Raw genomic sequence first — 6,193 nt, forward strand, 5'->3', positions numbered from 1 at the left:
ACTTATCCCCCTCTTTGCTTTTACAAGAGATCCACGACAGCCTATCTCTCACCCTTTGCTTAATAAAAATCCAAAGCTTTTATCGTCAAATGTACAAAAGCCCACCATTGCTCTTAATCTTCATATTCCATTGTGGCAAACAAATGCATTGGCTCAACTTGATCTCTATTAAAGCTTCCTTTTACTTCTAGGAAAAAGAGTTTACATCTCCTGTTTCTGTTTTCTAACGTTTTCTCAAAAGGTATCTCGTTCAGATCTTACTTTTTAAAAGTTTACTCTTTCATGCATCTTTTAAAAGCACGTATTGACACAGTATTAAAACAAAACACATCATCAATTTTTCAATAGCCTCTTCTCTCTAGCGCATGAGAACAACAGCCTCTATCTGTTTTTCTCAAAATTGCACAAAAATGAGACTTTTCCCTATAAAAAGAGGACCCTGAGGTCCTCTTATATTGTCTTAGCAAAAGCCACTGCCGTATCACTCATACGGTTAGAAAAGCCCCATTCATTATCATACCAAACCAGAACGCGACAGAGCTTACCATCAATCACTTTGGTTTGATCATTGTGGAAAATAGCTGAATGAGGATTATGATTAAAATCACAACTCACGAGTTTCTCTTCTGTAGTGTCCAAAACGCCCTTCAAAGAACCCTGTGCAGCAGTAGCAATAGCTGTATTAATTTCTTCGATTGTTGTGGAACGCTTAGCGATAAATGTCAAATCAACCACAGAAACATTAGGGGTCGGAACACGAATCGATACACCATCAAGCAATCCCTTTAATTCTGGCAAGACCAATCCCACAGCTTTTGCCGCTCCTGTTGAGGTAGGAATCATAGAAAGAGCTGCCGCACGTGCACGATAAAGGTCCCGATGCATTGTATCCAATACAGGTTGATCACCCGTATAAGAATGGATTGTTGTCATAAAGCCCTTTTCAATGCCGACCGTATTGTGTAAAACTTGTGCAACAGGCGCCAAACAATTGGTTGTACAAGAAGCATTTGAAACAACGCGATGCTCGCTGCTTAAAGATTGATGATTAACCCCATAGACGACCGTAAGATCTGCTCCTTCAGAAGGCGCAGAAATAAGAACACGCTTTGCCCCCGCATCTAAATGAGCACTTGCTTTATCACGCGCAGTAAAAATACCCGTACATTCCAAAGCAATATCGATATCCAAATCTTTCCAAGGCAATTGAGCAGGATCACGCTCTGCGCATACCTTTATTAAACCACCTCCCACATCAATAGCATCCCCTACCACCTTAACGATCCCAGGAAAACGCCCATGAACTGAATCATAGCGTAATAAATGGGCATTTGTTTCCACCGATCCCAAATCATTAATTGCAACCACTTCAACATCTTGTCGTCCACTTTCCACAAGTGCACGTAAAATATTGCGACCAATACGACCAAACCCATTAATTGCAACACGAACTGTCATTTCACATGTTTCCTCATCAATTTTTAAAAGCACAACATTTAAAACACAATAAATGGGTATTTCACCAATCCAAAATCATTAATTCCCACAATGTCAATATCTTGATCACTCACTCACTTATCCACAATAATGCACAAGATCATCCACAATACTGCACAAAATATGATGCCCTACAATCACCCCATTCATGACAACACAAGCTGTCACTTTGTCTTTTCCTCTTTGATCTTTTCCAGCTCTTTTTCAACGGTGGCAACAACATTTTCCCAAGTAATACCAAAATGCGCATAAAGGGCATCAATTGTTCCACTTGCCCCAAAGCCCTCCATACCAATAAACACACCATCACAGCCAATAAAACGGTCCCATCCTTGGGCGACAGCAGCTTCAATGGCAATTTTAATCGGTGCATCTCCAATGAGAGCACGCTGATAGGAGAGAGATTGTTGAGAAAAAAGTTCAAAACAAGGCACAGAAACCACACGCGTTGGGATGCCTTTTTCTTCTAACACCGCATGTGCCTCCACTGCAATTTGCAATTCTGAACCAGAAGCAAACAGCGTCACTTGTGCATCATCGCTAGCTGTTAGGAATTCATAAGCACCAAGCATACAGAGATTTTCTTCTTCATACTCTTGACGCAAAAGCGGTAGATTTTGTCGACTTAAAGCCAAGGTAGAAGGCGTCCCGCGTGCTTTCAAAGCCAATTGCCAACACTCGACTGTCTCCATAGCATCGGCAGGACGAAACACAAAATGATTAGGCATTGCACGCAGGCAAGCCAAATGCTCCACGGGTTGATGGGTCGGACCATCCTCACCAAGACCAATAGAATCATGAGTCATGACATAAATCACCCGCAACCCCATGAGAGAAGACAAACGCATAGCAGGACGCATATAGTCAGAAAAGCATAAAAAGGTTCCCCCATAAGGAATAAAGCCGCCATAAAGGGCAAGACCATTCATCACAGCTCCCATTGCATGTTCGCGAATTCCATAATGCAGATAGCGCCCTGAAAAATCTTCAGCAGAGATACTTTTCATCTGGCTACTTTTTGTATTATTAGATCCGGTTAGATCAGCCGAACCACCAATAGTCTCAACAACGACCTCATTGATCACTTCAAGAGCCATTTCCGAAGCTTTACGCGTAGCAACAACGGGGCGCTCTTCAACCAATTTCTGTTTATAAGTATCAATAGCGCCATCAAATCCGCCCACGAGATCGCCCCGCATCAATCTTTCAAACTCCACACGCTCTGAGATAGGAAGATCAGCAAATTTTTCTTCCCATTTTTGGCGTTTTTTAGCAGCATTGAGACTAGCCAAGCGCCAATTATCGAGAATATCGGCTGGAATAACGAAAGGCTCAGCATCCCACCCTAAAGCGATACGGGTTTCAGCGATTTCTCGTGCGCCCAAAGGGGCTCCATGAACTTTATTGGTACCCGCTTTATTTGGTGCTCCAAAACCAATTGTTGTTTTACAAGCGATCAAAGTTGGTTTATCGGAATTTTGTGCCGCCTCAATAGCCCGCGCAATTGCTGCTTGATCATGCCCATTGACTTTATGTGTCTCCCAACCAGAAGCTTTAAAACGCGCAATCTGATCTGTACTGTCAGCAAGGGAAATCTCTCCATCGATAGAAATATTATTATCGTCCCACAACACAATAAGCTTATTGAGTTTCAAATGACCGGCAAGGGAAAGTGCTTCTTGAGATATCCCTTCCATAAGGCATCCATCGCCCACCAACGCATAGGTGTAATGGTTGATAAGATCACCAAAACGGGCATTTTGCAAACGCTCTCCAAGAGCCATCCCCACGGCATTCGCCAACCCTTGTCCGAGAGGACCAGTCGTTGTTTCGATTCCCGCCACATGCCCATATTCTGGATGCCCAGCAAGCTTTGCTCCTAATTGACGAAAATTTTTGAGATCTTCAATGCCAATATCTTCATAACCAGAAAGATACAAGAGAGCATAAAGCAACATAGACCCATGTCCTGCTGATAACACAAAACGATCACGGTTAGGCCAGCGAGGTTTTTTGGGGTCATGAGCAAGGAATCTTGTATAAAGAACCGTAGCAATATCGGCGGCTCCCATTGGCAAGCCTGGATGACCAGAATTTGCTTTTTCAATCGCATCAATAGCAAGAAAACGGATAGCATTGGCCATCTGATTCTGTTGGTGGGTGTTTGTCATGAATAATCGACCATTTCGTTAAATACGTTATTCTGTTGCTTTTTCCGTATTCTCTTAAAATTCTCAAGAAATACTATTTTCTAACCATTAGCGTGAGACTTTTTGCCACCACTTCAATAACATTAATAACATTCCCCTCACGCGTCCTGTATATCCATGTCATTTATGCCAATACGCGCAAAAAATCCAGCTTTTAATTTATATCTATCCCCTGCTTTGCTTGCTAAAATATCTTACATACTTAAAAATAAAATGCACACAACACAAGAGTGAAAGTGATTCGTTTTTGCATAACACATTGATAAAGGATACAATTACCCAAAGGATAAAAGCAATGAACCAAGAGACTACAGTTCTACAAGATGCTTTAGAGCACCTAGAAAAGGCACTTAGAACTTTAGAGATCACCATAATAAACCGTAATGCCGTTATTGATAAAAATAACGAATGGGAAGAAGAAATCCAACGAATGAATGCTGACCGCAGCCATCTTGCCCAAGCGCTTGACAAAGCTGAAGCCCAAATTGAACGCTTAGAGTCCGTAAACAAAGAAGTTTCCAAACGTCTTATTAAAGCAATGGAAACAATTCGTGTTGTCATTGATAGATAAAGGTTTGAATGTATGGAAACTGTTTCCGTTACCATTGATGGTAAAATTTATCGCATGGCTTGTGACAAAGGACAAGAACGTCGTCTTATTGCGCTTGCTGCTCAATTAGATCAATATATCACACATTTAAAGAACAATTTTGGTGAAATTGGCGACCATCGTTTATCGGTTATGGCTGGCATAATGATTATCGATGAAATGGAAGAAATAAAACGAGAAAATAAAAAATTACAAGAAGACTACAATGCTCTTTTACGACTCCACAACGAAAGAGACCGCACCATGGGGAAAATTATGCGTGACACCACACAACGCATTGAAAATCTCACCAACCAATTGCTCAAAGATGATCAAAACCACACAAACATTCAAGAACAAGAACAGGAAGATTTCTAAAAAGTACATCAGCGCATAATAAACCAGAGACTTGACTTGTCCGCCACATCTCACAGGATAAAAATTCTTAAACCCACGCCAGTCTGTAAACAGTCTGGTTTCTTATAGGAAGGATTCCAGCTACTCACAACTTATGGGATTAACTTAAACCTCAACAAGAAAGCCCTACCCTGAATATTTCACCTCCGCACAAACGCTTCCTATATCAAGGAGGCTGCCTTATATCACCACATTTCAAATGAGATGTCTTTTAACAGCGCAATAAGATAACAAAACCAACATCATGTAAAAAAAATCATATAAATGACAACAGCAACAAACAAATAAAGCACCCTTCGAAAAAAAGAGCTATATTCATGTTCCCTATGAATGCATGTCCAAAATCCTTGCCCCTAGATAATATCAAGCAGATTCAATATATTAAAAAAATAACCTTATCTATTATACCGTAAAACACCGCTATTTGATAATATAAGCACCATAGAGTCTTTGCACCTAGAATGTCCATCCGATGAAACCCACCGAAAAGAACCGTATCATTTATAAACCAGCGTGAATTAAGTATTTTCATCCTTTAGAGCAAGAAAAAAGTCAAAACCGAAGAGTATGTTAATCTCATACAACCTCAAACATCATAAACAACAATAATAGCTCTTGAAAACATCCTCTACCGCTATTTTTATCCTTATAACAAATAATCCATATTCCTCTCCCCACCACCCAAAATCTCCAAGCTTAATAAAAGAGCAAGTCGGCACCATCATTATAACCAGCCCTCAATATTGCGACAGCCCCCTTGGCTCTTAAAACGGTTCATAAGAATTATGCCTTTCTTGTACAATTTTTACCCACATGTCCCACCCGCTTGTGACGTACAAGCAAAGAGTTATAATTAACAAAACATAAATAAATTGAAGAGAATTTTACGGAATTCGGGGTTCTAATTCAAGTTTAATAACGATAAATTATCATTATAAATCAATATGTTGCAAATGATCAGACAAAGCATATTTTAAAAACACATTCACCCATCACTTTTTCTCATAACATACCAGTACGATTTTTTAGGCACATAATTTTAATTTTATTCAATTCTGTTTGCAAAAGTTTAAAATGAGAACAATTTCAAGGCTCTCATTCAAAAAGAAAAAGAATAAATTCTCATTATCAATGAACATCTGGCTCGTATAAACATCAATAAAGCAATCCCCAATATGCCTTAATGAAATAAAAGGGGGGCTCCCATTAAATGCCCTACCGTAAAAGCAGCTTCCTCAGAACTAAAACAAAATCAACAGACAACATCACCGCATCTGCTCCCATCCCCAAACTGGACAACCTAACGCAATACCTTTCTATCTTACGATAAGAGATAAAAGAATAATGGGTTCTATGGAGGCATTCACAAGAGGCGCGCACCCGTTGTTTTTAAAGCCTGTTCAAAGGCGCATGAAAAAACACCATGCGTAAACGGCTCAAATCCCTTTCGTTCCATCTTGAGAGACAGAAGCAATACGCA

At 40.1% G+C, this 6,193-nt stretch carries 4 protein-coding genes; 2 read left to right on the forward strand and 2 right to left on the reverse strand.

Annotated features, from left to right (window positions below; translation table 11 throughout):
• Positions 1-450: 450 nt before the first annotated feature.
• Both gap and tkt read right to left on the reverse strand, forming a co-directional pair.
• The gene (gap, locus tag ACFILN_RS01000) at positions 451-1,458 is read right to left on the reverse strand and encodes a type I glyceraldehyde-3-phosphate dehydrogenase (protein ID WP_375611739.1); all 1,008 of its coding nucleotides are present in this window, start codon (positions 1,456-1,458) and stop codon (positions 451-453) included.
• A 203-nt stretch (positions 1,459-1,661) separates the two neighbouring features.
• Complete coding sequence (tkt, locus tag ACFILN_RS01005; RefSeq protein ID WP_375637567.1) at positions 1,662-3,668, reverse strand: transketolase; 2,007 nt, start codon at positions 3,666-3,668, stop codon at positions 1,662-1,664.
• A 334-nt stretch (positions 3,669-4,002) separates the two neighbouring features.
• Between tkt and ACFILN_RS01010 the strand changes: the two genes are divergently transcribed.
• Together ACFILN_RS01010 and ACFILN_RS01015 are read left to right on the forward strand one after the other, a co-directional pair.
• Entirely contained in the window at positions 4,003-4,278 is a 276-nt protein-coding gene (locus ACFILN_RS01010; RefSeq protein ID WP_005774573.1) for a DUF4164 domain-containing protein, read from the forward strand.
• A 12-nt stretch (positions 4,279-4,290) separates the two neighbouring features.
• Positions 4,291-4,674, forward strand: a complete 384-nt coding sequence (locus ACFILN_RS01015; RefSeq protein WP_273790489.1) for a cell division protein ZapA — start codon at positions 4,291-4,293, stop codon at positions 4,672-4,674.
• Positions 4,675-6,193 lie beyond the last annotated feature (1,519 nt).

The sequence above is a fragment of the Bartonella sp. CL434QHHD genome (genome assembly GCF_042195145.1).
Taxonomy (GTDB): Bacteria; Pseudomonadota; Alphaproteobacteria; order Rhizobiales; family Rhizobiaceae; genus Bartonella.

Bases quoted from the DNA above. Each gene is read 5' to 3' on its own strand.
- gap (WP_375611739.1), bottom strand. From the start codon at position 1,458: ATGACAGTTCGTGTTGCAATTAATGGGTTTGGTCGTATTGGTCGCAAT.
- tkt (WP_375637567.1), bottom strand. From the start codon at position 3,668: ATGACAAACACCCACCAACAGAATCAGATGGCCAATGCTATCCGTTTT.
- ACFILN_RS01010 (WP_005774573.1), top strand. From the start codon at position 4,003: ATGAACCAAGAGACTACAGTTCTACAAGATGCTTTAGAGCACCTAGAA.
- ACFILN_RS01015 (WP_273790489.1), top strand. From the start codon at position 4,291: ATGGAAACTGTTTCCGTTACCATTGATGGTAAAATTTATCGCATGGCT.